The organism is Ensifer soli, assembly GCF_041928815.1.
Classification (GTDB): domain Bacteria; phylum Pseudomonadota; class Alphaproteobacteria; order Rhizobiales; family Rhizobiaceae; genus JBHFEI01.
Genome location: NZ_JBHFEI010000007.1, coordinates 129,666 through 155,653, shown reverse-complemented (window position 1 = coordinate 155,653; position 25,988 = coordinate 129,666). Strand labels below are relative to the sequence as shown.

At 67.8% G+C, this 25,988-nt stretch carries 24 protein-coding genes; 19 read left to right on the top strand and 5 right to left on the bottom strand.

Annotated elements, in window-relative coordinates:
- Window positions 1-6 precede the first annotated feature (6 nt).
- The 8 genes from ACEVQ6_RS12620 to glnT all read left to right on the top strand — a co-directional run bounded on the left by ACEVQ6_RS12620 (window position 7) and on the right by glnT (window position 9,372).
- Window positions 7-2,001: a CmcI family methyltransferase gene (locus ACEVQ6_RS12620; protein WP_374889346.1), complete on the top strand. Its 1,995-nt coding sequence runs from the start codon at window positions 7-9 to the stop codon at window positions 1,999-2,001.
- Window positions 2,002-2,257: 256 nt separating this feature from the next.
- A complete protein-coding gene (locus ACEVQ6_RS12615; protein ID WP_374889345.1) occupies window positions 2,258-3,751 on the top strand; it encodes an HAL/PAL/TAL family ammonia-lyase in 1,494 nt (497 codons plus the stop codon).
- Between the two features lie 84 nt (window positions 3,752-3,835).
- Entirely contained in the window at window positions 3,836-4,507 is a 672-nt protein-coding gene (locus ACEVQ6_RS12610) for a helix-turn-helix domain-containing protein (protein WP_374889344.1), read from the top strand.
- 95 nt (window positions 4,508-4,602) lie between these two features.
- Window positions 4,603-5,508, top strand: coding sequence for a class II glutamine amidotransferase (locus ACEVQ6_RS12605; RefSeq protein ID WP_374889343.1), 906 nt, complete (start codon window positions 4,603-4,605; stop codon window positions 5,506-5,508).
- Between the two features lie 26 nt (window positions 5,509-5,534).
- On the top strand, window positions 5,535-6,221 hold the full coding sequence (locus ACEVQ6_RS12600; RefSeq protein WP_374889342.1) for a GltB/FmdC/FwdC-like GXGXG domain-containing protein: 687 nt from the start codon (window positions 5,535-5,537) through the stop codon (window positions 6,219-6,221).
- A gap of 10 nt (window positions 6,222-6,231) precedes the next feature.
- Complete coding sequence (locus ACEVQ6_RS12595; protein WP_374889341.1) at window positions 6,232-7,560, top strand: FMN-binding glutamate synthase family protein; 1,329 nt, start codon at window positions 6,232-6,234, stop codon at window positions 7,558-7,560.
- Window positions 7,561-7,563: 3 nt separating this feature from the next.
- A complete protein-coding gene (locus ACEVQ6_RS12590; protein WP_374889340.1) occupies window positions 7,564-8,025 on the top strand; it encodes an OsmC family protein in 462 nt (153 codons plus the stop codon).
- 39 nt (window positions 8,026-8,064) lie between these two features.
- Complete coding sequence (glnT, locus tag ACEVQ6_RS12585; RefSeq protein ID WP_374889339.1) at window positions 8,065-9,372, top strand: type III glutamate--ammonia ligase; 1,308 nt, start codon at window positions 8,065-8,067, stop codon at window positions 9,370-9,372.
- Window positions 9,373-9,527: 155 nt separating this feature from the next.
- Here the strand turns inward: glnT and ACEVQ6_RS12580 are convergent, their stop codons facing one another.
- Both ACEVQ6_RS12580 and ACEVQ6_RS12575 read right to left on the bottom strand, forming a co-directional pair.
- On the bottom strand, window positions 9,528-10,202 hold the full coding sequence (locus ACEVQ6_RS12580) for a GntR family transcriptional regulator (protein ID WP_374889338.1): 675 nt from the start codon (window positions 10,200-10,202) through the stop codon (window positions 9,528-9,530).
- Window positions 10,203-10,469: 267 nt separating this feature from the next.
- The gene (locus ACEVQ6_RS12575; protein WP_374889337.1) at window positions 10,470-11,615 is read right to left on the bottom strand and encodes an iron-containing alcohol dehydrogenase family protein; all 1,146 of its coding nucleotides are present in this window, start codon (window positions 11,613-11,615) and stop codon (window positions 10,470-10,472) included.
- Between the two features lie 102 nt (window positions 11,616-11,717).
- On the opposite strand from ACEVQ6_RS12575, the gene ACEVQ6_RS12570 reads away from it, so the two are divergent.
- From ACEVQ6_RS12570 to ACEVQ6_RS12545, 6 genes are read left to right on the top strand one after another with little or no spacing between them, the layout of a single operon-like run.
- Window positions 11,718-12,581, top strand: coding sequence for a transketolase (locus tag ACEVQ6_RS12570; RefSeq protein ID WP_374889336.1), 864 nt, complete (start codon window positions 11,718-11,720; stop codon window positions 12,579-12,581).
- Between the two features lie 3 nt (window positions 12,582-12,584).
- Window positions 12,585-13,565, top strand: coding sequence for a transketolase family protein (locus tag ACEVQ6_RS12565; protein WP_374889335.1), 981 nt, complete (start codon window positions 12,585-12,587; stop codon window positions 13,563-13,565).
- An 11-nt stretch (window positions 13,566-13,576) separates the two neighbouring features.
- Complete coding sequence (locus ACEVQ6_RS12560) at window positions 13,577-14,584, top strand: DUF4432 family protein (protein WP_374889334.1); 1,008 nt, start codon at window positions 13,577-13,579, stop codon at window positions 14,582-14,584.
- 1 nt (window position 14,585) lies between these two features.
- Window positions 14,586-15,371, top strand: coding sequence for an SDR family NAD(P)-dependent oxidoreductase (locus ACEVQ6_RS12555; RefSeq protein WP_374889333.1), 786 nt, complete (start codon window positions 14,586-14,588; stop codon window positions 15,369-15,371).
- Window positions 15,372-15,378: 7 nt separating this feature from the next.
- On the top strand, window positions 15,379-16,272 hold the full coding sequence (locus ACEVQ6_RS12550; protein ID WP_374889332.1) for an SMP-30/gluconolactonase/LRE family protein: 894 nt from the start codon (window positions 15,379-15,381) through the stop codon (window positions 16,270-16,272).
- Window positions 16,269-16,961, top strand: a complete 693-nt coding sequence (locus ACEVQ6_RS12545; protein WP_374889331.1) for an SDR family NAD(P)-dependent oxidoreductase — start codon at window positions 16,269-16,271, stop codon at window positions 16,959-16,961. The genes ACEVQ6_RS12550 and ACEVQ6_RS12545 overlap by 4 nt, the downstream gene beginning before the upstream one ends.
- Before the next feature lie 244 nt (window positions 16,962-17,205).
- Here the strand turns inward: ACEVQ6_RS12545 and ACEVQ6_RS12540 are convergent, their stop codons facing one another.
- The 3 genes from ACEVQ6_RS12540 to ACEVQ6_RS12530 are packed head-to-tail and all read right to left on the bottom strand — an operon-like array spanning window position 17,206 to window position 20,217.
- Entirely contained in the window at window positions 17,206-18,114 is a 909-nt protein-coding gene (locus ACEVQ6_RS12540) for a sugar phosphate isomerase/epimerase family protein (protein WP_374889330.1), read from the bottom strand.
- Window positions 18,111-19,511, bottom strand: coding sequence for an FGGY-family carbohydrate kinase (locus ACEVQ6_RS12535; RefSeq protein ID WP_374889329.1), 1,401 nt, complete (start codon window positions 19,509-19,511; stop codon window positions 18,111-18,113). The genes ACEVQ6_RS12540 and ACEVQ6_RS12535 overlap by 4 nt, the downstream gene beginning before the upstream one ends.
- A gap of 43 nt (window positions 19,512-19,554) precedes the next feature.
- A complete protein-coding gene (locus ACEVQ6_RS12530; protein ID WP_374889328.1) occupies window positions 19,555-20,217 on the bottom strand; it encodes an HAD family hydrolase in 663 nt (220 codons plus the stop codon).
- Between the two features lie 339 nt (window positions 20,218-20,556).
- On the opposite strand from ACEVQ6_RS12530, the gene ACEVQ6_RS12525 reads away from it, so the two are divergent.
- From ACEVQ6_RS12525 to ACEVQ6_RS12505, 5 genes are read left to right on the top strand one after another with little or no spacing between them, the layout of a single operon-like run.
- Window positions 20,557-21,390 (top strand): SDR family oxidoreductase, encoded by an 834-nt coding sequence (locus tag ACEVQ6_RS12525; RefSeq protein WP_374889327.1) that lies wholly within the window; start codon window positions 20,557-20,559, stop codon window positions 21,388-21,390.
- A gap of 4 nt (window positions 21,391-21,394) precedes the next feature.
- Window positions 21,395-22,453 carry a zinc-dependent dehydrogenase gene (locus tag ACEVQ6_RS12520; protein WP_374889326.1) on the top strand — a complete coding sequence of 353 codons (1,059 nt, stop codon included), beginning with the start codon at window positions 21,395-21,397 and terminating at the stop codon, window positions 22,451-22,453.
- Complete coding sequence (locus ACEVQ6_RS12515; RefSeq protein WP_374889325.1) at window positions 22,450-23,499, top strand: galactitol-1-phosphate 5-dehydrogenase; 1,050 nt, start codon at window positions 22,450-22,452, stop codon at window positions 23,497-23,499. The genes ACEVQ6_RS12520 and ACEVQ6_RS12515 overlap by 4 nt, the downstream gene beginning before the upstream one ends.
- Window positions 23,500-23,518: 19 nt before the next feature.
- Window positions 23,519-25,018 carry a glycerol kinase GlpK gene (gene glpK / locus ACEVQ6_RS12510; protein WP_374889324.1) on the top strand — a complete coding sequence of 500 codons (1,500 nt, stop codon included), beginning with the start codon at window positions 23,519-23,521 and terminating at the stop codon, window positions 25,016-25,018.
- A gap of 8 nt (window positions 25,019-25,026) precedes the next feature.
- On the top strand, window positions 25,027-25,974 hold the full coding sequence (locus tag ACEVQ6_RS12505; protein ID WP_374889323.1) for a shikimate dehydrogenase: 948 nt from the start codon (window positions 25,027-25,029) through the stop codon (window positions 25,972-25,974).
- Window positions 25,975-25,988: the final 14 nt, after the last annotated feature.

Here is a 25,988-nt window from a genome sequence, read left to right as displayed (position 1 = left end):
GCTTCGATGTACAAAGACGCGCCCCTGTCGGATCGATACGCAATCGCCTCGGAGGCCACCTGCTGCCGCAGCTGCGGCGGCACGGACCTCACCTGGACGACGACGAACATGAAGCTGATGACCCCGTCCGGCTATCCGCTCTCCGGCGACATGGCCGTGATCACCTGCAAGGACTGCGGCTTCATCGGCAATGCCTCGCCCTCGGTCAACGCCGACTACATCGACTACTACACCCGCTTCAACAAGCATTATACCCGCGTCGGCGCGCTCGGGCTGATCGACAAGGCCTATTTCGAGGGCGTGCTCGATCTCATCGGCAATGACGGCGGCCTCGACTGGCAGAAGACCGACGTCCTCGATTTCGGCTCCGGTGCGCTCGCCTTCTCCGAGCTCGCCAGGGAACGCGGCGCCCGCGCGGCCTATAATTACGACATGGAGAGCCCCTATCCGGATCTCGCCTACGGCCTCGTCGTCTCGACGCACTGCTTCGAGCATGTCTACAACTTCAACACGGAATTTGCCCGCATCCGCGAGATCCTCGCCGATGACGGCCTGTTCTGCGTCGCCGTCCCCGACATGCGCGGCTATGACGAGCTCTACTACGGTCCCTACAACTGCTTCGACCTCGAACACATCAACCATTTCGAGATCACGACGCTGACCGATGCGCTCGCCCGCGCCGGGTTTACGATCGTCTCGACGCGCGAATCCGAGCGCCGCGTCACGCCGACGCTCGCCTATCCGGAAATCCTCGTGCTTGCCCGCAAGGCGGCGGAGCCGCAGCCGGAGCCGAAGCTTCCGTCGATCCGCAGCGCACCGGCCGAGGTGATGGCGCACTACCTGTCGCGCTCCGCGCGCGACCTGGAGGTCACCGTCGGCGCCGTCCACGCGACCGTCGCGGACTATGCGGAAAAGGGCATCGCCGCCCGCTTCGGCGTCTACGGCCTGTCGAGCTATGCCTTCCGGCTGCTGCAGACGCTCGCCGACCGGGCGTTCGACGGGTTCGACTGGATGGCGGATTCCGACGCGCGGCTCACCGGGCGCAGCATCGCCGGCAAGACGATCCTCGGCGCCGACGATTTTGCCGCGCTGGTCGCCGAGAGCAAGGCCGCCGGCATGCGCTCCGTCGCCTTCGTCTCCGCCGTCAACGGCCACCGCATCGAGACCTATCTCGCCGAGACCTATGGCGGCGACGTCGACGTCGTCATGCTGCCGCCCGACTGCCAGAACCGCACGCCGACGGCGGAATTTTCCGCCGACCGCGCCCGCATGGCCGAGCGCAACTGGGTCGACCCCGAGGTCCGCGCGACCGTGCGCGCCTGGCACGACGGCAGCCGCACCTTCGACTATCAGTACATGTTCCAGTGGCTCGGCCTGCCGATCATCCAGGACCCGCAGGACATCGCGGCCCTGTCGGAAATCATCTGGCGCGTGCAGCCGGACGTGATCGTCGAGACCGGCATCGCCCGCGGCGGCTCGCTGGTGCTGTCGGCGAGCATCCTCGCCGCGATCGCCCACGGCGAGATGCTGAGGACCGGCGCCTACACGCCGCGCAAGGTGATCGGCATCGACATCGACATCCGCGCCCATAACCGCAAGGCGATCGAATCGCATCCGCTGGCGCCGATGATCACGCTGATCCAGGGCTCCTCGATCGACGCCGCGATCATCGACGCGGTGAAGGCCGCAATCGGCGAGGCGAAGACGGTGCTCGTCTTCCTCGATTCCAACCATACCCGCGACCATGTCTTCGAGGAACTGAAACTCTACGCCCCGATGGTCACCTCCGGTTCGGCCGTCGTCGTGCTCGACACCGGCATCGAATATGCGCCGCAGGACACGTTCAACGTCACGCGGCCCTGGGGCCCGGGCAACAGCCCGCTGACGGCGGTCAACGACTTCCTCGCGACGGAACAGGGCGCCGACTTCGTGAAAGACCGTTCGATCGAGAAGCGCCATCTCCTGACCTGCGCGCCGGAAGGCCTGCTGGTCCGGCTCTGAGCCGCGCAGATATCCGCCGGGAGGGGCGCCGCCGCCAGGCCGCGCCCTTCTTTCATCTCGCGAGCGCGTTCGGTGAGAATCGGCTGACCGAACGTGCTCTCTCCCATTTATTGCCGCAGTGTCCGACGCCGAAGCGATCCCGCGTCGGCTGGACATGCTCTCGACGCCGGTTTTCGCGCCGGCCGATGTCGCGCCCGCGTGTTGACGCCGCCCCTCGCCCCTCCCTACACCATGGAAGGACATCCTCGGGGGCTTCATGGACACGATCCTTCTTGACGACGGGCTGGACTGGCGCGGCATCGCCGCGATCGCCGAAGGCGCGCGCCTGACGCTGAGCGCGGCCGCGTGGGACCGCATCGACCATGCGCGGGCCATCGTGACGGCCATCGTCGAGAGCGGCGTGCGCGCCTATGGCGTGACGACGGGCGTCGGCGCGCTGTCGGACACGGCGGTCGACCGCGCCGCGCAGCAACGCCTGTCGCGCAACCTGATCATGAGCCATGCCGCCGGCGTCGGGCCGCTCCTGCCGGAAGCCGAGGTCCGGTCGATCATCGCCGCGCAGATCTCCAATCTCGCCCATGGCCATTCCGGCGTGCGCGCCGCCATCATCCGCCATTATCTCGCCTTCCTCGACCATGGCTGCATTCCCCACGTGCCGTCGAAGGGCTCGGCCGGCTATCTCACCCACAATGCCCATATCGCCCTTGTCCTGATCGGGGAGGGGAGGGCACGGCTCGACGGTCGCTCCGTCTCCGGTCGCGAGGCGCTCGCCGCCATGGGTCTCGAACCTTTGCTGCTCGAAGCCAAGGAGGGCCTCAGCCTCGTCAACGGCTCGGCCTGCGCCACCGGCCTCGGGGCGCTGGCGCTTGCCCGGGCCGAACGGCTGATCGGCTGGGCCGAAGCCGCGGCGGCGCTGACGATCGAGGCGCTCGGCGGGCAAGTGAACGCTTTCGGCGAGGACGTGCTGTCGATCCGCCGGTCCGAGGGTCTGCAGGCTGCAGGTGCGGATCTGCGTGCCCGGCTCGCCGGCAGCGGCATGATCCCCGCCTCGCAGGGCCGGCGCACGCAGGATGCGCTGAGCCTGCGCGCCGTCCCGCACGCCCACGGCGCCGCCCGCGATGCCTTCGCCTTCGTGGCGGAGGTCGTCGATCGCGAGATCGCCTCGGTCACCGACAATCCGGCGCTGTTCGGTACGCCGGAGGATCCGCGCGTCGCCTCGCAGGCCCATGCGGTGGCGCCGGCCCTCGGCCATGGGCTCGACACGCTCGCGATCGCGCTCGCCCAGATCGCCATCATGAGCGAGCGGCGCATCGAGCGCCTGACCAATCCGGCGCTGAGCGGCCTGCCGGCCTTCCTCGCCGCCGATCCGGGCGCCGGCTCCGGCTTCATGATCGCCCAGTATACCGCCTGCGTGCTTGCGGCGGAAAACCGGCGGCTGGCGGCGCCCGCGAGCGTCGACGGCGGCGTCACATCGGCCCTGCAGGAGGATTTCCTCGGCCATCCGACATCCGCCGCCAACAAGCTGATGACGCTGATCGACAACACCGCCGATATCCTGTCGATCGAACTCCTGGCGGCGGCGGAGGCGAGCGACATCCAGGCCGGCCTTGGCGCCCGCGCGCCGGGCACCGAGGCGATCCACCGCGCGGTGCGCGATCGTTCCGCCCGCTATGCCGACGACCGGCCGCTTTCCGCCGAGATCGCGGCGGTCCGAGGCCTTCTCGACGCATTGCCACCGGCCATCCCCTGACCGCGACGACTTTCATCTTTCCCGACAGTTGAGAAAATTTCACCCGCAGGACAGAATGGCCTCCGAGACACCGGGGGAAGCGGCATGGGCAAGAAGAGCGACACGGTCGAGACGGGGGGGCTGGCTGCCGCCTTCGGCCAGGATCCGCATGCATTGCGGGAGCCGACCGTCAACAATCTCGAGATCGCCATCGGCCACGAGGTGCGGGCGTTTCGCAAGACGCTCGGCATCACCGGCGCCGATCTCGCCTCGGCCACCGGCCTGTCGCTCGGCATGCTGTCGAAGATCGAGAACGGCAATATCTCGCCCTCGCTGACGACGCTGCAATCGCTGTCGCGCGCGCTCGGCGTGCCGCTGACCGCCTTCTTCCGCCGCTTCGAGGAGCCGCGCAACGCCGTCTTCGTGAAGGCGGGGGAGGGGGTGGAACTGGAGCGGCGCGGCACCCGCGCCGGCCACCAGTACAATCTGCTCGGCCATATCGACAACAATTCGAGCGGCGTCGTCGTCGAGCCCTACCTGATCACGCTGTCGGCCGACAGCGACACGTTCCCGGCCTTCCAGCACGAGGGCATGGAGTTCATCTACATGCTGGAGGGCGAGGTGGTCTACCGCCACGGCGACCGGCTCTTCACCATGCTGCCCGGCGACAGCCTGTTCTTCGACGCCGACGCCCGGCACGGACCGGAGGAACTGGTGCGCCTGCCGATCCGATACCTCTCGATCATCTCCTATCCGCAGCCGCATGCCCGCGGCTGATTTGCCTTAAAAGAAATTTTTATTCTCCTTAGTTGATATTTCCGTGCGGGGCTGGTAGGTCTTTCCCATCGACCCCATCAAGAGGAAGCGCGCCCGTGTGCGGAATCGTCGGACTGTTTCTCAAGGACAAATCGCTGGAGCCGGAGCTTGGAAACCTGCTCTCGGACATGCTGATCACCATGACCGACCGGGGGCCGGATTCGGCCGGCATCGCCATCTACGGCGCGCCATCGAGAGGCCGTGCCAAGATCACGGTGCAATCGGCCGATCCCGCCGATTTCGCTGCGCTCGCCGCGCAGCTGAAGGACGCGACCGGCCATGAGGTCGCGGTCACCGTGAAGAGCACCCATGCCGTGATCGACCTCGACTCGGCGGCGCTCGACGAAACGCGCGCGGCGATCGCCGCGATCAACCCGCGCATCCGCGTCATGGGCGCCGGCGACAGCGTCGAGATCTACAAGGAGACCGGCTTGCCGAAGGACGTCGTCTCCCGCTTCGACATCCGCGCGATGGGCGGCACGCACGGCATCGGCCATACCCGCATGGCGACGGAATCGGCGGTGACCACGCTCGGCGCGCATCCCTTTTCGACCGGCGCCGACCAGTGCCTCGTCCACAACGGCTCGTTGTCGAACCACAACAACCTGCGGCGTGAACTGAAGCGCGAAGGCATGGCCTTCGAGACGGAGAACGACTCCGAGGTCGCTGCCGCCTATCTGACGGCCGAGATGGCCAAGGGCAAGGATCTCGGCGAGGCGCTGACCGGCGCGCTCGACGATCTCGACGGCTTCTTCACCTTCGTCGTCGGCACCAAGTCCGGCTTCGGCGTGGTGCGCGATCCGATCGCCTGCAAGCCGGCGGTGATGGCCGAGACCGACCGCTATGTCGCCTTCGGCTCGGAATACCGCGCGCTCGTCAACCTGCCGGGCATCGAGACCGCCCGCGTCTGGGAGCCGGAGCCGGCGACCGTCTACTTCTGGGACCACGACAAGGCCGCCTGAGCGCCTCCCGACATCAAGGACCATCCATGCCCGTCTTCGATCTTTCCGTCACGCCGCTGCGTGACCTCAACAGCGCGCTGCACGCCCTTCCCGAGGGCTCGAACGAGACCCATTTCGAGGTGGTCAATCCGCGCGGCAGCCATGCGGTGGCCGTCGGCATCGACAAGCCCGTGAGCGTCGACGTGCACGGCTCCGTCGGCTATTACTGCGCCGGCATGAACGATGGCGGCACGGTCACCGTGCACGGCTCGGCCGGTCCGGGTGTGGCGGAAAACATGATGGGCGGCACCGTCGTCATCGAGGGCGACGCCTCGCAATATGCCGGCGCCACCGGACGTGGCGGCCTTCTCGTGATCAAGGGCAACGCGGCGTCGCGCTGCGGCATCTCGATGAAGGGCATCGACATCGTCGTCCACGGCAATATCGGCCATATGTCGGCCTTCATGGGCCAGTCCGGCCACCTCGTCGTGCTCGGCGATGCCGGCGACGCGCTGGGCGACAGCCTCTACGAAGCCAAGCTCTTCGTGCGCGGTTCGGTGAAAAGCCTGGGCGCCGACTGCATCGAGAAGGAGATGAAGCCGAAGCATGTGAAGCTCGTCGCCGAGCTTCTGGAGAAGGCCGGCGTCACCGATGTCGATCCGGCCTCGTTCAGGCGCTACGGTTCGGCGCGCAAACTCTACACGTTCAACATCGACAACGCCGAAGCCTATTGAGGGACCGGACATGAGCTATCACAATCCGCGCACGCCGCCGCGCAAGTCCGCCACCTTCGACGATTATACGCTCGCCGAAATCCGCCGGGCTGCGGCGACCGGCATCTACGACATCCGCGGCGGCGGGGCGAAGCGCAAGGTTCCGCATTTCGACGACCTGCTCTTCCTCGGGGCCTCGATCTCGCGCTATCCGCTCGAAGGCTATCGCGAGAAATGCGAGACGTCGGTGACGCTCGGCACGCGCTTCGCCAGGAAGCCGATCACGCTGAAGACGCCGATCACCATCGCCGGCATGAGTTTTGGCGCGCTGTCCGGCCCGGCCAAGGAAGCGCTGGGGCGTGGCGCCACCATTGCCGGCACATCGACCACGACAGGCGACGGCGGCATGACCGACGAGGAGCGCGGCCATTCGCAGACGCTGGTCTACCAGTATCTCCCTTCGCGCTACGGCATGAACCCGAAGGACCTTCGCCGCGCCGACGCGATCGAGATCGTCGTCGGCCAAGGGGCGAAGCCCGGCGGCGGCGGCATGCTGCTCGGCCAGAAGATCTCCGACCGCGTCGCCGAGATGCGCACGCTGCCGAAGGGGATCGACCAGCGCTCCGCCTGCCGCCATCCGGACTGGACCGGACCGGACGATCTCGAAATCAAGATCCTCGAGATCCGCGAGATCACCGACTGGCAGAAGCCGATCTATATCAAGGTCGGCGGCGCGCGCCCCTATTACGACACCGCGCTCGCGGTGAAAGCCGGCGCCGATGTCGTCGTGCTTGACGGTATGCAAGGGGGCACGGCGGCGACGCAGGACGTCTTCATCGAGAATGTCGGCATGCCGACGCTCGCCTGCATCCGCCCCGCCGTGCAGGCGCTGCAGGATCTGGGCATGCACCGGAAAGTCCAGCTCATCGTCTCCGGCGGCATCCGTTCCGGCGCAGACGTGGCGAAGGCGCTGGCGCTCGGCGCCGATGCGGTCGCGATCGGCACGGCGGCACTGGTGGCGCTCGGCGACAACGATCCGCACTGGGAAGACGAGTATCAGGCGCTCGGCACCACCGCCGGCGCCTATGACGACTGGCACGAGGGCAAGGACCCGGCCGGCATCACCACGCAGGACCCGGACCTGTCGAAGCGCCTCGACCCGATCCTCGCCGGTCGCCGTCTCGCCAACTACCTGAAGGTGATGACGCTCGAAGCGCAGACGATCGCGCGGGCCTGCGGCAAGAACCACCTGCACAATCTGGAGCCGGAGGATCTCGTGGCACTCACCATCGAGGCCTCGGCGATGGCGCACGTGCCGCTCGCCGGAACCAGCTGGATCCCCGGCAAGGGCGGCTTCTGATCCATGCCCGTCCACGTCGCCACGGTCGTCTGGGAGCGCGGGGCCGACGAGGCCTTCGCCGACGGGCGATTCCACCGCGGCCACCACTGGACCTTCGACGGCGGCCTCATGGTCCGGGCCTCGTCCTCGCCCGCCGTCATCCCGCGCTATTCCGATGCCTCGGGGATCGACCCCGAGGAGGCCTTCGTGGCGAGCCTTTCCTCCTGCCACATGATGTCCTTCCTCTATGTCGCGGGCAAACGCGGCCTCGTCGTGAACCGCTACAGCGACACGGCGGAAGGCCTCCTCTCGCGCACTGCGGAGGGACAATACTGGATCAGCCGCGTCGTGCTGCGTCCGCTCATCGTCTGGGAGGGCGATGCGCCGGATGAAGCGACGATCGCGGACCTGCACGATCTCGCCCACCGCGAATGTTTCATCGCCCATTCGGTCCGCACGGAGGTCAGCGTCGAACCCGCCGCCTGACCGCCACCGGGCCTGTCGTCAAAAAAACGGGGAACTGCCATGACGATCGATCTCGCCAGCTACGCCAAGGAACACGGCGTCAAATATTTCATGATCAGCTACACCGACCTCTTCGGCGGCCAGCGCGCCAAGCTGGTTCCGGCGCAGGCGATCGCCGGCATGCAGGAGGAGGGCGCGGGTTTCGCCGGCTTCGCCACCTGGCTCGACATGACGCCGGCCCATCCCGATCTCTTCGCCCTGCCGGACGCCTCCTCGGTCATCCAGCTGCCGTGGAAGAGGGAGGTCGCCTGGGTCGCCGCCGATTGCGCGATGGAAGGCAAAAGCGTGGCGCAGGCGCCGCGCAACGTGCTGAAGGCGAAGATCGCGGAAGCCGCAGCGCTTGGCCTGCGCGTCAAGACCGGCGTGGAGGCGGAGTTCTTCCTCATCTCCGCCGACGGCTCCGCGATCTCCGATATCTACGACACGGCCGAAAAGCCCTGCTACGACCAGCAGGCCGTCATGCGCCGCTACGACGTCATCGCCGAGATCTGCGACTACATGCTCGAACTCGGCTGGGGCGCTTACCAGAACGACCACGAGGACGCGAACGGCCAGTTCGAGATGAACTGGGAGTATGACGATGCGCTGTCGACCGCCGACAAGCACTCCTTCTTCAAGTTCATGGTGAAGTCGGTCGCCGAAAAGCACGGGCTGCGCGCCACCTTCATGCCGAAGCCGTTCAAGGGGCTGACCGGCAATGGCTGCCATTGCCACATTTCGGTCTGGGATCTCGACGGCAAGACCAATGCGTTTGCCGACCGGGAGGCCGCCTTCGGTCTCTCGGCCAAGGGCCGCACCTTCCTCGGCGGCATCATGAAACATGCGAGCGCGCTTGCCGCGATCACCAATCCGACGGTCAATTCCTACAAGCGCATCAATGCGCCGCGCACGATCTCGGGCGCGACCTGGGCGCCGAACTCGGTGACCTGGACCGGCAACAACCGCACCCACATGGTGCGCGTGCCCGGCCCCGGACGCTTTGAGCTGCGCCTGCCCGACGGGGCGGTCAATCCATACCTCTTACAGTCGGTGATCATCGCTGCCGGCCTCGACGGTATCCGCAGCGATGCCGATCCCGGCCCGCATCGCGACATTGACATGTACCAGGAAGGACATCTCATCACCGACGCGCCGAAGCTGCCGCTGAACCTGCTGGACGCGCTGCGCGCCTATGATGCCGATGCCGGCCTCAAGTCGGCGATGGGGGACGACTTCTCCGCCGCCTACCTGAAGCTCAAGCATCAGGAGTGGAACGCCTACGCCTCCCACTTCACGCAGTGGGAGCGCGACACCACGCTCGACATCTGAACCACGTCCCGTCAAATCCGGATCGGATTTGACCGCCGGACACGGTGTGCAAGGCATAGACAGGACATCTCCGGTGATCACGGGATCGCCCGACCATGCCCTGCCTCCTTGTTCGCGGCGCCTTGCCCGATAGCCGGAGCGAATGCGCTCCCGCGTCAGCCGCGCGCGGAACGCTCCTCCATCCATTCGACCATCAGCCGTCCCCAGCCGATGTCCGCCTGGATGGCCGCGCGCGCGCCGTCGCCGTCGCGCGCCCTCAGGGCGGCGAGCACGTCGTAGTGCTTGTGGCGCTCGCTGGCGAGGTCGCGCGCCGGAACCGTCATGTGGAAGAGCCGGAGCAGCGGTCCGAGCAGCGTCCACATGTTCTCGACGGTGGCAAAGATCAGCGGCATGCGCGCGGCGGCGACCAGCTGGAAATGGAACTGCCGGTTGAGCAGCGCCGCCTGCTGCGGGTCGCTCGCCGCCGCCAGCCGAAAGTCCTCCTGCAACGTCTCCAGTGCCTGAAGGTCGGGCGGGGTGATGCGGGCGGCCGCCTGCAGGGCGGCTTCGCCTTCCAGATGGTGGCGGATCGTCTGGATCTCCGCCACCTCGGCGGCCTTGAGATCGCGCACGCGGATCGCCGTTGCGGCGGTCATTTCCAGCGCATGCTCGCTGACGAGGCGGAAGATCGCCTCGCGCACCGGCGTGATCGACACGCCGAGTTCGTCCGCCAGCGCGCTGATGCGCAGCCGGTCGCCGGGGGGATAACGCCCGTCCATCAGCGAATTGCGGATCGCGTCGTAGACCTGGCTGGAAAGATTGCCCCTGTCGATCTTGCCCAATGTGCCCATGTCGAACTCCGGTGATGGCGCATCTTATAGCGCCGGGGTCGGGACCTGTCAGCCGCGCGGGCCGGAAGGTGTGTCCGGCGACGAGGGGTCCGCTGGACGTTCCCCGTCCTTTCTTGTCGCCGCCTTGGCCGATGCCGAAACGATCCCGTTTCGGCTGGACATGATTTAAAGCGTGTCGCGATCTTTCAGATTCGCTTATACGCTTCAGGCCTTTGTTTTTACGCGTGTCTTTTCGCAAAGCTGCTGCACGCCTTTGCGAGACACGCTCTAGAAGCTGGCCGCGACGATCGCCTCGAGGTCGGCCCTGCCGGCGGGCTTGCGCGAGCAGGCGATGTCGAAGCCGTAATTGGCCTCGGCGATGTCGAGAAGCCGGCCCGTCTCGTCGCGGGCAAGGCCGAGGCGCGACAGCCGCGCGTCGAGGCCGATGCGATCGAAGAAGCCGGAGAGGCGTCCGGCGAGGTCGCCGCCGCCGAAGAACCCGGCGACGGTCGCAAGCCGGTCCGCCGCGACCGGATGGGTCCAGCGCACCGTCTCGACGAGGAAGGCGGCGCAGCTTTCCCCGTGCGGCGTGTCCTTCAGGGCGCCCAGCGCCTGGCCGAGCGCATGGGGAATGCCGACGCCGATGGCGCCGAGCGTGATGCCGGCCATGTAGCAGGCCTCCGCCATGCGCGTGCGCGCCTCGATGTCGGCCCCGTCGTCGCAGGCGCGCGGCAGCCACTCCGCCGTCAGTTCCATCGCCCGCAGCGAGAAGAGATCGGTCCAGCCGCTCGGCCGCGTGCCGATATAACCCTCGAAGGCGTGGAGGAAGGTGTCGACGCCGGTCGAGGCGGTAAGCCGCCTCGGCTTGGTCCGGTGCAGGTCGGGATCGATGAGCGCCACGTCCGGGAAGCAGAACGGATGGATGATCGTCGCCTTCAGGTGCAGGTCGGGATGGGAGAGCACGGCGAAGGGTGTGATCTCGGCGCCCGTGCCGGCATTGGTCGGGATGGCGATCAGCGGTATGCCGCGCCGTTCCGGCTGGCGCACCTGCGCCCCGGCGCGCGCCGTATAGTCCCAGCTCGTCCCGCCGTTCGCCGCCACCAGCGCCACGGCCTTCGCCGCATCCATGGTCGATCCGCCGCCGAGCGCGACGATCATGGTCGCGCCGGCCTCGACCAGCTCCGCCGCTGCCCGGTCGCAGGTGCCGGCGCGCGGATTGGGCACGATGTCGTGCCAGAGGCTGGCGGAGACGCCGGCCTGCGACAACGAGGCCAGCACGCCGCGCTCGACCGGCGTCTCCTTCAGGAACGGATCGACCATGACGAAGGCACGGCCGCCGATCCGTCCCGCTTCCTCCGAGAGCCGGCGGCGCTCGCCCGGTCCGAAGAAAACCTTTGTCGGCAGGGTGATCTGGTAGGTGCTGGCGGCGTCCATGGGGTCCTCATTTTCCGTATTGTCAGAGTAAAAGATATATCATATATCATTTCTCGTTCGCAACGAGCGACGCAGGGATTTTTCGATCCGCAGGGAGGCAGAATGGCATCGGCGGGACACAATCATCGGCCGGACGCGGCGACGGTCGCACGGCTCAAGGAACGAGCCCGGTTCGTCCGGCTGGAAACGATCCGGCTGATCGAGATCGCCAAGGTCGGCCACTATACGTCGGTCTTCTCAGCGGCGGAGATCTTCTCCGCGCTCTATTATGACGTGATGACGCTGCGCCGGGGCGAGCCCGGCTGGCCGGACCGCGACCGCTTCCTGATGGGCAAGGGCCATGCGGCGGTCGGCCTGTTTCCGGTGCTCGCCGATCTCGGCTTCTTCGACGCCGCGCTGCTTGACGATTATACCCGCCTCGGCAGCCCGCTCGGCGACCATCCCGACATGCGCAAGGTGCCGGGCGTCGATTTCTCCTCCGGCTCGATCGGCCACGCGCTGTCGAACGGCATCGGCATGGCGACCGGCGCGCGGCTGCAGAGGCGCGGCTTCACCACCTTCGTCATGCTCGGTGACGGCGAGATGCAGGAAGGTCAGGTCTGGGAGGCGGCCCTTCACGCCGCTCATCACAAGCTCGGACGCCTCGTCGCCATCGTCGACCGCAACGGCTATCAGCTCGACGGCGCCGTCGACGACGTGATCGGCATCGAGCCGCTCGACGAGAAGTGGCGCGCCTTCGGCTGGGAGGTGCATGTCGTCGACGGCCACGACGTCGCCGCGCTCACCGAATGCCTGCGCTCCGTCAAGGCCGACGCGGCGCGCGACAAGCCCGCCTGCGTCATTGCCCGCACCGTCAAGGGCAAGGGCGTTTCCTACATGGAAACCGAGCCCGGCTGGCATCTCGGCTATCTCGACCCGTCGGACGCCGAGCGCGCCGTCCGCGAAATCGTCGCCGAGGAGATCTGAGCCATGAATCGTCCGCTGTCGCAAAATTCCTGGCATTACCGCGAGCTCAATGCCCGCACGCCCGGCCTCGACCATTTTTCCAACGGGCTCTTCCGTCTGCTCGATGCCGGCCATCCGGTCGTCGCCGGCTCGGCCGACCTGCAATTCTCGAACGGGCTGAACCGGTTCGCCGAGCGCCACCCCGAGCGCTACATCCAGTTCGGCATTTCCGAGCAGAACATGGTCTCGGTCGCCGCCGGGCTTGCCACCACCGGCATGATGCCCTTCGTCGCCACCTTCGCCTCTTTCCTCGGCCTGCTCGCCTGCGAGCAGATCCGCATGGATGTCGCCTATTGCGCCCAGCCGGTCCGGCTCGTCGGCCATCACACCGGCATTTCCATGGGCTTCTACGGCACCTCGCATCACGCCACCGAGGATATCGGCACGATGCGCTCGATTGCCGACCTCACCATCGTCTCGCCCGCCGACGGGCCGCAGTTCGAGGCGGCGATCGTGGCGTCCGCCGACCATGACCGGCCGATCTATTTCCGCACCGGCCGCGGCCGTGAACCGGCGCTTTACGACGCGCAAAAACCATTCGTCTTCGGCAAGGCGATCGAGCATGCGAAAGGCGAGGAGATCACCGTGATCGCCTGCGGCATGCCTGTTTATCCGGTCGTCCAGGCGGCGCGCAGGCTGAACGCCGCCGGCCGCTCTGTCGGCGTCCTCGACATGGCGACCGTCAAGCCGATCGACCGCGACGCGATCCTCGAAGCGGCCGCGTCCTCGCGCATGCTGATGACGGTCGAGGAGCACAATGTGCTCGGCGGCCTCGGCTCCGCCGTCGCCGAGGTGCTTGCCGACGAGGGCATCGGCAGAAAACTCATTCGCCACGGCATCCGCGACGAATATGCGCTGATCGCTCCCCCGACCCATCTCTACGCCCATTACCGGCTCGACGAGGCCGGGATCGAGCGGGAGATCCTCGCGGCGATCGGCGGCTGAGGAGAAACGCCATGACCGATCTCCGCACCATGCGCCGGCTCGCCAACGACCTCGCCCAGTTCGCCGACATCGACCTCGTTTCGGGTGAGGACGGGCCGGCGCGCGGCGCGCGCTTCCTCATCGGCCGGACGATCGCCGGCCTGCACTTCCGCATCGCCGTCGACCGCGGCCTCGACATCGCCGATCTCGACTATCGCGGCCAGCCGCTCGGCTGGCATTCGCCGACCGGGCTGACGGCGCCCGGCCTGCACGGCACGGACGGGGAGGGCGGGCTTTCCTTCCTGCGCGGCTTCTCCGGCTTCCTCGTCACCTGCGGCTGGGACCATTACGGCCCGGCGCGCGAGGGCCCGGCGGATCATCACCGCTATGCCCTGCGCGAGCGGCAGGACTATCCGTTGCATGGCAGGGCCCATGCCGTGCCCGCCCGCCTCCTCTCCTATGGCGTCGAGACGGAAGGAGAACCCGTGATCCGCATTCGCGGCCGGCTCCGGCAGTTCTCGCTCTTCGCCGAGGGCTACGACGTCATCCGCACCATCACCATCCCGGTCTTCGAGCCGAAGGTCACGCTGGAGGACCAGGTCACCCATATCGGCCGCAACCGCTCGCCGCATCGCGTCCTCTACCACGTCAACCTCGCCTATCCGCTCGTCGACGACGGCACCACGATCGACGGCGTGCCCGCCGATCCTCACATGCCGACGCCGATGCCGCCGCTTTCCGACGACGAGGTCGAACGGTTCAAGTGCATTCCCCGCTCCGAATGGGCCGACACGATCACCGTGGGCCAGGCGGCGGAGAAGGGCGGTCTGTCGCTGGCGATCACGATGGATTCGCCGCATTTCACCCATCTCGTGCAATGGTGGAACCGCTTTCCCGGCGCCAACATGATCGGCATCGAGCCGGCCTCGGCGATGATGCCGGGGCTGGCGTCCGAGGGAGATTTCCATCCGGATGCCTGGATGGAGCCGGGCGAGAGCCGGACCTACCGGCTCGTCTTCGACATGGGCGGGGGAGCGTGACATGGACGGACGGCTTCAAGGAAAGGTCGCGATCGTCACCGGCGCGGCGCAGGGGCTCGGCGAGGCGATCGCCCGCGCCATGGCGGCCGAGGGCGCGATCGTCGCCGGCTGCGACGTGAAGAAAGAGGAGGGGCGGGCGGTTTTCGCCAGCCTCGATCCCTCGGGCGAGCGGTCGCTGTTCAGCCGCGTCGATCTCGCCGACGAAGCGTCGGTCCGCGCCTTTGTCGCGGCGGTCAGGCAGCGCTTCGGCCGCATCGACATCCTCGTCAACAATGCCGCGATCCTGCCGCCGCCCGGCCGTTCCCTGCCGGAGATGGCGGAAGCTGACTGGAGCCGCGTGCTCGACATCAATGTCGGCGGTGCGTTCCGCATCACCGGCGCGGTGCTGCCGGCGATGATCGAGCAGAAGGGCGGCGCGGTGATCAGCCTGTCGAGCGTGCATCGCAGCCATTCGATCCCCGGCTTCACCGCCTATGCCGCCTCCAAGGGCGCGATCGTATCGATGACGCGCCAGCTCGCCCTCGAATACGGGGCTCAGGGCATCCGCTTCAACACGATCTCGCCGGGCGCGATCGCCACGGCGATGACGCAGGCGATCCTCGACGGCGATCCGACCGGCGGGCTGACGGCGCGGTTTCGCCACATGCATGCGCTGGAGCGCATCGGCCGGCCGGAGGAGGTGGCGGCAACGGCCGTCTTCCTCGCCTCCGACGGGGCCGGCTTCATCACCGGCGAGGACATCCTCGTCGATGGCGGCCTGACCAAGGCCACGCGGCTGGATTTCTGAGGCGCCGATGAAGATCACCCGCCTCGACCTGCCGCCGATGATCCTCGGCGAAAGCCCGCTCTGGCATCCGGACGAAAACGCCTTCTACTGGGTCGACGGCCTGCGGCCGGCCCTCTTCCGCATGCACTGGGCAAGCCGTCTCGTCGAGCGGCAGATCCTGCCCGACACGGTCGGCTCGATCACGCTTTGCGCCGACGGCGCGATCCTGCTTGCCTTCTCCCGCCGCATCGGCCGTCTGCGCTTCGGCGCGGAGCCCGAGACCGTCGCGGCGCCCGGCCTCCTGCCGCCCGGCGTGCGCTTCAACGACAGCAAGGTCGACCCTGAGGGCCGGCTGCTCGCGGGGACGATGGATCTCGGCGAGAGCGCGCCGATCGGGGCGGCCTATCTCTTTTCCGAGGACGGCGCCTGCCGCATGGTCGACCCCGGCTACACCGTCTTCAACGGGCCGGCCTGGTCTTCGGACGGGCGTGTGCTCTACATGTCCGACAGCGCCGGCATGGCGGTATGCCGCGTCGACTACGACCCTGCGAGCGGAACGCTCGGACGCAAGCGACCTTTCATCACGCTTGCCGAGGAGGACGGCCTGCCGGACGGCGCCACCGTCGATGCCGACGGGCGCTACTGGCAGGCGAGGAACGGCGCCGGCATCCTCGCCGTGCACGATGCCGACGGCGACCTGCGCGACGCGGTCATCCTGCCCACCGCCAACCTCACCAGCCTCGCCTTCGGCGGGCCGGATCTCGACAGCCTGCTCGTCACCTCGATGAACCGCCGCCTGCCCTGGCAGGGCGGTCTCGATGTGCAGGCCGGCAGCGTCTTTCTCATCGAGGACCTCGACGCCCGCGGGCGTCCGGAGCCCCGCGCCCGCCTCGTCCCATCCATCAAGGAGACACATGCATGACCAGGCTCGCGCTCGTCACCGGAGGCGGCACCGGCATCGGCCGCGCGGTCGGCGAACGGCTGACGGCGGAAGGCTGGCGGGTGATCGCCGCCGGCCTTGCCGCCGATCCGGATCTGCCCGACGCGATCACCTTCGTGGAGGCCGACGTTTCCGACATCGCCTCGCTTTCGGCCAAGCTGCCGGCCTTCGAGCGGCTCAACGGCCTCGTGCTCTGCGCCGGGATCCTCCGCCACGAGCGCGAGTGGCAGGAGGACGCCTTCGCGGAAGTGATGGCGATCAACGTCACCGCCGGCTTCGCGCTCGCCAATGCCATGCTGCCGAGGCTCGAGGCGGCGGGCGGCGCGGTGGTGACCATGGCCTCGATGTGGTCGATCTTCGGCTCGCCCGGCGCGCCGGCCTATACGGCGAGCAAGGGGGCGGTCGCGGCGATGACGCGGTCGATGGCGGTCGCCTGGGCGCCGCGCGGCGTGCGCGCCAATGCGGTCGCGCCCGGCTGGGTCGAGACCGCCATGACCCAGCGCGCCCGCGACGACGGCGATCGCCGCGCCCGGATCGGCGCCCGCATCCCGATGGGACGCTGGGCCCGTCCCGCCGACATCGCCGCCGTCATCCATTTCCTGCTGTCGGGCGATGCGTCCTACGTCACCGGCGTCGTGCTGCCCGTCGACGGCGGCTATGCGGTCGCCTGACGTCGGGCATCTGCCGCGTTCTGCCGGGGCGCGGCGGACGGAAGGAGCGGACCGCGGCGCCGTGTGAGTCCGAACCGAGCTGCGAGACGCGACAAAATGTCGGCACTTTCCAGACAGGACCGGGCCGCCGGGCGAGGATGAACGCGTCGCGTTCCGGACATCGATCCTCCGCCCGATCCACCGGTGTCTTCCCGCGTCCGTCGCCGAAAGGCGGGTCCTGCGGCAGGACCCGCCTTTCACCGTCTCAGACGGTCACATAGGGCCGCCAGTAGTCGACACTTGCCGCGAGCTGCGGGATCACCAGCCGGTCGGCGGGCTCGCGCTCGCGAAAACTCAGCTCCATGCAGAGTTCGCATTCCGCCGGACCGTGCTCGGCGACGGCGGCGGCGATTTCGGCCGGATCGATGCGGCCGTTGCTGTTGTAGGGTTCGACGAAGGGAAAATGGCCGCCCTTGTTGCTGGCGCTGCTCTGCTTGACATGCACGATCGGGCTTTCCTTGCCGAAGGCGCGGATCCAGGCGAAGGGATCGGTGTCGTCGGGGTCGGGCGAGCTCAGGTCGCCGTGGTCGACGTCGAGCAGGAGTTTGAGCGGCAGGCCCCGCGCCCGGACGCGGCGCTGCAGGTCTTCGGTCGCCTTGATCGTGTGGCCGAGCTCGCGGCCGACCGACATCGTCTCCCAGAACAGGAAATCGAGGCCGAAGGCCTCGGCCGCCGTCCAGATCTCCTCCCAGCCGTCGAGCGCCGCCGTGATCCGCGCCTCGCGGCGGGCGGGATCGTCATGGTCGGCCCAGGTCAGGATGGCGAATTGCGAGCCGATCGAGCGGGCGCCGAGGTCGCCGGCAATCCGCGCGAAGCCGATGAACCAGTCGACCGTCCAGCGGCGGACATCGGGATCTGGATGGCCCATGGCGAGGAGGCGCGCCTGCGCGCCGGTCATCAGCGAGGTGGCGCGCAGTCCCCGCGGCGCGGCGGCCTTCGTGAAGGCGCGCACCAGCCGGTGCTGCGCCGCCACCGGCCAGGTCGGATTGATGAATTCGTGGGTGAGCTGCAGGCGCCGGATGCCGATCTCGTCGGCGGCGATGCGCGCGAGGTCGCCGAGGTCGCCGACGCGGTTGATCAGCGGGTTGGTGTTGACGGAGAGCGTGACGGTCAAGAGAGGATTTCCTTTTCGATCAGGGCGTTCCAGCGGTCGCGATAGTCGTCGAGACCGGGAAAGGCGGCGGTGGGGCAGGGGTGCAGGGCGGACGGCAGCTCGGGCAGGCGTCCGCTCCCCTTCATCAGCGCAAGCATGCCGGCGCCGAGTGTCGTACCCTCGGCGAGATCGGAAGCGAGCACCGGCTGGCCGGGCCTCAGCGCGCCGATCAGGCCGGTCAGCAACGGATTGCGCGCCGCCGGCCCGTCGATGATGATCTCCGCCGACGAGCGCAGGTTGGTCAGCATCCGGTCGGCCATCAGCGCGTAGTAGAGCGTGGCGACCGAGGCGCGTCGTTCGGCGGTGTCCGGTCCCGCGCCGACGATGCGGCCGCGCTTGCCGCGGTTCGGAACCGGCCCGCCCGTGTCGGAGAAGCTCGGTAGGGCGAACACGTCGTCGCCGATCACCTGCCGGATCGATGCGATGTCCGCATCGTCGGGCCGCGCGCCGGCGAGGATGCGGTCGAACTCGTAGCCGCCGTAGAAGCGGGCGCAGCCGACCGGGCGGCCGAAGATGTCGTTGAAGGAGAACGTGTCGGTTTCAGGATCGAGACCGCCGAGGTCGGCGCCGGAATCGAAGCCGATGACGAAGGTGCCGGTCGACAGCAGCGAGAAGGGGCCGCTGCGCCCGGCGAGATAACGCAGCCAGTTGGCGTTGGAATCGTGGATGCCGCAGAGGATGTCGCCGCGCCCGCGGAGCCTCCGTCCGTCGCCGGCGCGAAAGGTCCCGACGACATCCCAGGCATGGCGCCTGGCGGGAAAGAGCCGCTCCCAGCCGCGGCGCGTAACGAGGCTCGACCAGGTGCCGCTGCGCACGTCGATCAAATGGGTGAAGACGCCGAGATTGGAGATCTCGCTTACCGCCGCGCCGCCGAGCGCCATGCCGATGAAGGCGCTCCACGGGACGACATGGCGGATCCGGGCAAAGTCCTGGGGGTGAGCGGTTTCCAGCCAGTAAAGCTGGCGCCCGAGCGTCAGCGCGCTCGGCGAGACAAGCGAAAACACCTCCTCGAAGGGCGGCGCGATCGCGGCATAACCCGCCGCGATCTCCGGCGGCGGCTCGGCGAGATAGTCCATGATCGGGAAGACCAGCCCGCCCCCGGCGTCGAGGCAGGCGACGGTCGCGCCGAAGGCGCTGATCGCGATCGTGTCGACCGGACGTTCCGCGTCGAGCGCGATCAGGCTCTCGGTGACGAAGGCGACGAGGTTTTCATGGTCGATCCGGGCGAAGGGCGGCCTCGGCCGGTGCAGCGTCGCCGTCTTGCGGCTTGATATCTCTTTCAGGTCCGCGTCCATCAGCACGACACGGCTGTTGGTGGCGCCGATGTCGATCACGGCGATCGCATGGTCTTCCTGCATGTCTCTCCTCCCCTGGGCCTCTCCCGGGCCCGTCCTTTCCGGTTCAGCCGTTGCGCCTCAATGCCTCCGCGGGCCCGAGCACGATCTCCTCGAGTTCCTCCATGCCGGAAAGCGGCCGGACCCCTGCCGGTGCCGGCACCGTCGCGTGCGGCACGAAGACGACCGGCATGCCCGAGGCAAGGCCGGCGGCGGCACCGCTCAGGCTGTCCTCGACGATCAGGCAGGCGCCCGGTGCCGCGCCGAGCAGGTGCGCGGCGCGGTGGTAGCCTTCAGGATCCGGCTTTCCCTTGCGGACGTCGTTGCGGGCGACCGTGACGAGGCCGGGGCGGGCCAGCCCGACCGCGCGCAGGTTGACGTCCATGATCAGCCGGTCGCTGTTGGAAACGACGGCCTGGGCGATGCCGGTGGCCTCGAAGCGGCGCCAGCAGGCGATGGCGGCGTCGAAGCCGCGCAGCGCGTCCGCCTGGCGCATATAGTGGTGGAGCTTGCGCCGTTCCCAGGCGAGCGGATCGAGGCCGAGCCCATATGCGTCGCGCATCCAGCGGTAGAGGTCGTCGGCCGCCCGGCCCGCGGCGCTGTGGTGGAGATCCTCAGGTGGGGTGATGCCTTGCTCTGCGATGGCGAGGGCGAGCGCGGCGATAGCGATGGTCTCGCTGTCGACCAGCGTGCCGTCCATGTCCCAGAGGACCGCGGTGATGCCTGTCATGATGGCCTGCCTGATATCCTGTGTCGGCGGCGTCCGTGCGCCGCCGGCGGGGTGAACGCGCCCGCCCGAAAGGCCGGACGGTGTCGCGCGTGATCGAAGGACCGCCGGCCTCTAATGAGGCGGTCGGCGTAAAAAATAAAAATCATTTTTTTTAATGTTGCGCAATAAAGAATTTCCTTCTATGACAGAAATACGGATCGAATTCGACGCGGGAGGGGCGGATCCGGAGGGAGGAGCGATGCCGGCGTGACCGTCGCCGTGCCGCATCCCGGCCGTCCACCCCACCCGCCGGCACCACGGACGACCGCGCAGAAGGTTGCGCGGCGCAAGGAGGACATCATGGTTGGAAACGGGCTTTCGCAGGGGCTTTCCCTTCAGGGGAAATCCTGCATCATCACCGGCGCGGCGTCCGGCATCGGCGAAGCGGTCGCCCGCATCTATGCCGACAACGGCGCGCGGGTCGCGATGGTGGATTTCGACCGCGAGCGGCTCGAGCGCATCGCGGCGGAAATCAAGGCGGAGGGCGGCGACGTGCTGCCGATCTTCGCCGACGTCACCGAGGAGGAGACCGTCCGCGCCTTCTTCAGGCAGGTCAACGACGCCTTCGGATCGATCGACGTCGTCGTCAATTCGGCCGGCCGCGACAGCCTGGCGCCGCCGGTGACGCAGGTGACGCTCGAGGAGTGGAACAAGACGATCGGCCCGAACCTGACCGCCGTCTTCCTCTGCTGCCGCGAAGCCTTCCTCTACATGGAAAAGCAGGCCGAAGGCGGCCGCATCATCAACATGGGCTCGTCCTCGACCCGCGTCGCTTCCGGCCCCGGCCACAGCCCCTACCGCGCCTCCAAGCACGGCATGCTCGGCTTCTCGAAGAACATCCTGCTCGAAGGCAAGGAGAAGAAGATCGGCGTCACCGTGCTCAACCCGAGCCATGTGAAGACGCCGATGACCGAGATCATCGACAAGGGTCTCTATGACGGCAATCTGGTCGCCTATACTGACGGCTGGCTCGACGAGAAGGAAATGAAGGAAGGCATCCACGCCTCCTGCATCGACGTCGACAACGTCGCCTGGCTGGCGCTCTATGTCGCGACCCGCACGCCGGACGTCACGATCCCGACGATCTCGCTCTACCCGACCCACAAGGCGCATCGCTACGGGATGGAGGTCTGAGCCGATGAAGGCCGCCGTCTACCAGGGGCAGGGCACGATCGCGCTCGAGGAGCGCGACCGGCCGCGCCCGAAGGACGACGAAGTCCTGGTCCGGGTCCATGCCGCCTCGATCTGCGGCACCGACCTGAAGATCGTCCGCGGCGGTCATTTCCGCGTCGGCGCGAACGACACGCGGGTGCTCGGCCATGAACTTTCCGGCGAGGTGGTCGAGGTCGGCCGCCACGTCTCCTTCTGGACGCCGGGAAAGCGCGTCTCCGTCGTGCCCAACATCGGCTGCGGCCATTGCGAGATGTGCCGGCGCGGCTTCAACAACATGTGCCCGGACTACGATGCCTTCGGCATCAACATCGACGGCGGCTTCCAGCAATACATGCTCGTGACGCAGCCTGCGCTTTCCGGCGGCAATCTCTTCGAGATCCCCTCGGCGCTGTCCTACGAGGAGGCCTCGCTGGTCGAGCCGCTCTCCTGCTGCGTCAATGCCTGGAAAGACCTCGACGTGACGCCTGAGGATCGGGTGCTCGTCATGGGCACCGGGCCGATCGCCGGCCTCTTCCTCCAGCTCGCCCGCGCCTATGGCGCGCGGCAGGTGATCGTCGTCGGCCGCCGGGCCGGGCGGCTCGCCGAAATCGCCGACCAGGGAGCGACCGATACGGTCGATTCCAGCACGGTCGATGTCGTCGAGGAGGTGATGCGGCTGACCGGCGGACGCGGTGTCGACGTGGCGCTGACCTGCGCGCCGGCACCGGAGCTGCAGGGACAGGCGATGGCCTGCCTTGCCCGTCTCGGCCGGATGAACGTCTTTTCGGGCCTTGCCAAGGGCACGCGGGTCGAGCTCGACACCAACAAGATTCATTACTGGGGCATCCGCCTGATGGGTTCGACCGGATCGAGCGTCAGTGACTACGCCCATGCGCTGCGCCTCGTCGAGACCGGCAAGATCCGCGTCCGCGACATCGTCACCCACCGCTTCGGCATGGACGACGCGGTCGCCGCCTTCGACCATGCGCTGTCTGGCAAGGGCATGAAGACGGTGCTGTTTCCGCAGGAAGGACATCTCGCATGAAGGCCGCCATCCTGCACGCCCCCGCCGATCTGAGGGTCGGGGACGTCCCGGTCCCCGTTCCCGGTCCGGGCGAGGTCCTGGTCAAGGTCGGCGCGGCCGGCATCTGCGGCTCCGACATCGGCCGCGTCATGGTCACCGGCACCTATCGTTTTCCGACCATTCCCGGCCATGAATTCTCCGGCACCGTCGCGGGGCTCGGCGACGGCGTCAGCGGCCTTGCCGTCGGCGACCGGGCGGCGATCGCGCCGCTGATCCCCTGCCGGCATTGCCAGTGGTGCGCGGCCGGCAAGTTCTCGCTCTGCGACGACTACGACTTCGTCGGCTCGCGCCGCGACGGCGCCTTCGCCGACTATGTCTGCGCGCCGGCGGAAAACGTCGTCAAGGTGCCGGCGGGCGTCTCGCTGGAGGTCGCCGCCACCATCGAGCCGGCGGCGATCATCCTGCACGGCATCCACAAGCTCGACCTGAAGCTCGGCGATGCGGTGGCCGTCGTCGGCTGCGGCGCGCTCGGCTTCTTCGCGCTGCAGTTCGCACGGCTTTCGGGCGCCCAGCCGCTGATCGCGATCGACGTCGACGAGGAGAAGCTGGCGCTTGCGAAGAGCGTCGGCGCCGATGTCTGCATCAATCCGGCGAAGGTCGATGCGGTCGCCGAGGTCCTGAAAGCGACCGGCGGGCGCGGCGTCGCGGTCTCGCTCGAATGTGCGGGCTCGGGCCCGGGCCGGGATCTCGCGGTCCTTGTTGCGAAAAAGCAGGGAAAGGTGATGTTCTACGGCACCGCCCATGGCAACGTCACCTTCGCGGAAAAGGCGTTCGCCCGCATCGTGCGCGAGGAGCTGGAGGTCATCGGCTCGTGGAATTCCTATTCCCTGCCGTTTCCCGGCAAGGAATGGTTCGACATCATCGCCCTGATCGAGGCGGGGCGGCTCGTCGTCGAGCCGCTGATCACCCACAGGGCGGCGCTGGAGGAGGCGCCGTCCATCTTCAAGGCGCTGAAGGAGCGCACGTTCGGCCCCTACCACAAGATCCTGTTCAAGCCGAACGACTGAGAGTTTCTGGGAGGAGACCATGGTTCAGACCTACGTGATGGCGCTCGACGAGGGCACGTCGAGCGCGCGCGCCATCCTGTTCGACCGGGCCGGCAGCATCGTCGCGCTCGCTCAGCGCGAATTCCGGCAGATCTATCCGAAGCCGGGCTGGGTCGAGCATGACGGCAACGAGATCTGGGCGACGCAGCTCTCCGTCGCGCGCGAGGCGATGCAGAAGGTCGGGGCGACGGCATCGGACATCGCCGCGATCGGCATCACCAACCAGCGCGAGACGAGCCTCGTCTGGGACCGCCGCACCGGCATCCCCTTGCAAAACGCGCTCGTCTGGCAGGACCGCCGCACCGCCGGCATCTGCGACCAGCTCAAGGACCGCGGCCTCGAAGCCTATGTCAAGGAGAACACCGGGCTTGTCATCGATGCCTATTTCTCCGGGACGAAGATCGCCTGGGTGCTCGACCATGTGCCCGGCGCGCGGGAGCGGGCGGAGCGCGGCGAGCTTGCCGCCGGCACGATCGACACCTGGCTGATCTGGAACCTGACCGGCGGCCGCGTCCACGTCACCGACGCCTCCAACGCCTCGCGCACGCTGCTCTTCAACATCCGCACCGGCGACTGGGACGAGCGGCTGATGCGGGAACTGAACGTGCCGCGTACGGTGCTGCCCGAGGTGCGCAATTCCTCCGAACTCTACGGGCTCACAGACGAGACGCTGTTCGGCGGCGCGATCCCCGTCGCCTCCTCGATCGGCGACCAGCAGGGCGCGCTCTTCGGCCAATCCTGCTTCGAATCCGGCCGCGTCAAGGCGACCTACGGCACCGGCGGCACGTTGCTCATGAACACCGGGCCGAAGATGATCTCGTCGGACAACGGTCTGCTCACCACCGTCGCCTGGAAGATCGACGACAGGCTGGAATACGCGCTGGAAGGCACGCTCTTCACCGTCGGCTCGGTGGTACAGTGGCTGCGCGACGAGCTGAAGATCATCCATTCCGCCTCCGAGACGGAAGCCGCCGCCCTTGAGGTGGAGGACACCAACGGCGTCTATGTCGTGCCGGCCTTCACAGGGCTCTCGGCGCCCTTCTGGGACCAGTATGCCCGCGGCACCATCGTCGGGCTGACGCGCGGCGCCAACCGCAACCACCTGATCCGCGCCTCGCTCGAATCGATGGCCTACCAGATCCGCGACGTGATCGGCCGGATGGAGGCCGATTCCGGCATCGCGCTCACCGAGCTGAAGGTCGACGGCGGCGCCGCCATGAACAATTTCGTCCTGCAGTTCCAGTCGAACCTGCTCGGCGTGCCGGTGCTGCGCCCGAAGGTGATCGACACGACCGCGCGGGGGGCTGCCTTCCTCGCCGGCCTCGCGGTCGGTTTCTGGAAGGACAAGGCGGACCTGCGCAACGCCTTCGCGCTCGACCGGGAATACCATGCCTCGATCGAACGCGGCGAGGCCGACAGGCTCTATCGCGGCTGGAGCCGCGCCGTCGAGCGTTCGCGCGACTGGGCGGATCACGAATAGGATCGACCATGGCTTACGCTCCCGCCGACCGCCGGACGATGTATTTCATCGGGGTGACCACCGGCAAGTCCTCGATCATGAAGGTCTTTCCGGCCTGGGCCGACCATCTCGGCCTCGACGCGGTGATGAAGGGCATCGATTTTGCCCCGAACGCCGCGCCGGAGGCCTATCGCGAGGCGGTGTCGTTCATCAAGGCCGATCCGCTGTCGCTCGGCGCGCTGGTGACGACGCACAAGGTCAACCTGCTGAAGGCCGCCCGCGCCATCTTCGACGATCTCGACCCTTACGCGGCGACGCTGCATGAGGTGAGTTCGATCTCCAAGCGCGGCGGGCGGCTCGCCGGCCATGCCAAGGACCCGATCACGGCCGGCGCCAGCTTCGAGGCGATCGTCCCGCAGGGCCATTGGCAGGAGACGGGCGCGGATCTGCTCCTGCTCGGCTCCGGCGGCTCGTCCCTCGCCTTGACGCTCTACCTGCACAACAAGAAGGCCGGCGGCGGCGACGTGCCGGCGCGGATCGTCGTTACGGCCCGGCGCGAGGCCTCGCTTGCCGACATGCGCGCGGTTCATGCCGCGATCGGCTTTTCCATCCCGGTCGACTACCGGCTCGCCGCCAGTCCCGTCGACGCCGACGCGATCGTCGCGGCGCTGCCGCAAGGCTCGATGGTGGTGAACGCCACCGGCCTCGGCAAGGACGGCCCGGGCTCGCCGCTCAGCGACGCCGTCGTCTTTCCGAAGGATGGCCTCGTCTGGGAATTCAACTATCGCGGCGACCTCGTCTTCCTCGACCAGGCGCGCGCGCAGCAGCAAAGCCGCAACCTCACCGTCCATGACGGCTGGGTCTATTTCATCCACGGCTGGACCCGCGTCATCGCCGAGGTCTTCGCCATCGACATCCCGATGGCGGGCCCGGCCTTCGACGAGATCAGCCGTATCGCCAGGGACGCAACCGCCTGAAGGAAGGGCCACTC

Bases quoted from the DNA above. Each gene is read 5' to 3' on its own strand.
- ACEVQ6_RS12620 (WP_374889346.1), top strand. From the start codon at position 7: ATGTACAAAGACGCGCCCCTGTCGGATCGATACGCAATCGCCTCGGAG.
- ACEVQ6_RS12615 (WP_374889345.1), top strand. From the start codon at position 2,258: ATGGACACGATCCTTCTTGACGACGGGCTGGACTGGCGCGGCATCGCC.
- ACEVQ6_RS12610 (WP_374889344.1), top strand. From the start codon at position 3,836: ATGGGCAAGAAGAGCGACACGGTCGAGACGGGGGGGCTGGCTGCCGCC.
- ACEVQ6_RS12600 (WP_374889342.1), top strand. From the start codon at position 5,535: ATGCCCGTCTTCGATCTTTCCGTCACGCCGCTGCGTGACCTCAACAGC.
- ACEVQ6_RS12595 (WP_374889341.1), top strand. From the start codon at position 6,232: ATGAGCTATCACAATCCGCGCACGCCGCCGCGCAAGTCCGCCACCTTC.
- ACEVQ6_RS12590 (WP_374889340.1), top strand. From the start codon at position 7,564: ATGCCCGTCCACGTCGCCACGGTCGTCTGGGAGCGCGGGGCCGACGAG.
- glnT (WP_374889339.1), top strand. From the start codon at position 8,065: ATGACGATCGATCTCGCCAGCTACGCCAAGGAACACGGCGTCAAATAT.
- ACEVQ6_RS12580 (WP_374889338.1), bottom strand. From the start codon at position 10,202: ATGGGCACATTGGGCAAGATCGACAGGGGCAATCTTTCCAGCCAGGTC.
- ACEVQ6_RS12575 (WP_374889337.1), bottom strand. From the start codon at position 11,615: ATGGACGCCGCCAGCACCTACCAGATCACCCTGCCGACAAAGGTTTTC.
- ACEVQ6_RS12570 (WP_374889336.1), top strand. From the start codon at position 11,718: ATGGCATCGGCGGGACACAATCATCGGCCGGACGCGGCGACGGTCGCA.
- ACEVQ6_RS12565 (WP_374889335.1), top strand. From the start codon at position 12,585: ATGAATCGTCCGCTGTCGCAAAATTCCTGGCATTACCGCGAGCTCAAT.
- ACEVQ6_RS12560 (WP_374889334.1), top strand. From the start codon at position 13,577: ATGACCGATCTCCGCACCATGCGCCGGCTCGCCAACGACCTCGCCCAG.
- ACEVQ6_RS12555 (WP_374889333.1), top strand. From the start codon at position 14,586: ATGGACGGACGGCTTCAAGGAAAGGTCGCGATCGTCACCGGCGCGGCG.
- ACEVQ6_RS12550 (WP_374889332.1), top strand. From the start codon at position 15,379: ATGAAGATCACCCGCCTCGACCTGCCGCCGATGATCCTCGGCGAAAGC.
- ACEVQ6_RS12545 (WP_374889331.1), top strand. From the start codon at position 16,269: ATGACCAGGCTCGCGCTCGTCACCGGAGGCGGCACCGGCATCGGCCGC.
- ACEVQ6_RS12535 (WP_374889329.1), bottom strand. From the start codon at position 19,511: ATGCAGGAAGACCATGCGATCGCCGTGATCGACATCGGCGCCACCAAC.
- ACEVQ6_RS12530 (WP_374889328.1), bottom strand. From the start codon at position 20,217: ATGACAGGCATCACCGCGGTCCTCTGGGACATGGACGGCACGCTGGTC.
- ACEVQ6_RS12525 (WP_374889327.1), top strand. From the start codon at position 20,557: ATGGTTGGAAACGGGCTTTCGCAGGGGCTTTCCCTTCAGGGGAAATCC.
- ACEVQ6_RS12520 (WP_374889326.1), top strand. From the start codon at position 21,395: ATGAAGGCCGCCGTCTACCAGGGGCAGGGCACGATCGCGCTCGAGGAG.
- ACEVQ6_RS12515 (WP_374889325.1), top strand. From the start codon at position 22,450: ATGAAGGCCGCCATCCTGCACGCCCCCGCCGATCTGAGGGTCGGGGAC.
- glpK (WP_374889324.1), top strand. From the start codon at position 23,519: ATGGTTCAGACCTACGTGATGGCGCTCGACGAGGGCACGTCGAGCGCG.
- ACEVQ6_RS12505 (WP_374889323.1), top strand. From the start codon at position 25,027: ATGGCTTACGCTCCCGCCGACCGCCGGACGATGTATTTCATCGGGGTG.